The sequence below is a fragment of the Paenibacillus sp. GQ49 genome, from assembly GCF_059759055.1.
Genome location: NZ_JCAXEL010000069.1, coordinates 1 through 226 on the forward strand (window position 1 = coordinate 1; position 226 = coordinate 226).

Genomic DNA, 226 nt, shown 5'->3' on the forward strand with positions numbered 1-226 from the left:
GTATTACATGGTGTTATAAATGGTGGCTCGGGACGGAATCGAACCGCCGACACGAGGATTTTCAGTCCTCTGCTCTACCGACTGAGCTACCGAGCCTTACTACATTAAAAAAATGGCGGAACCGACGGGATACTCTCACTTCGTTCGAGACTGCGAAGCTTATGCTCTCGAAGTGAATGCTCCGACGAACCCAAAAACGGATTCTCATCCCTGAAGCATATACATG

The 226-nt window shown here is 48.7% G+C and carries 1 tRNA gene; it reads right to left on the reverse strand.

The window, feature by feature from the left end:
- Positions 1-20: 20 nt before the first annotated feature.
- A tRNA-Phe gene (locus AC6CIF_RS31990) sits at positions 21-96 on the reverse strand.
- Positions 97-226: the final 130 nt, after the last annotated feature.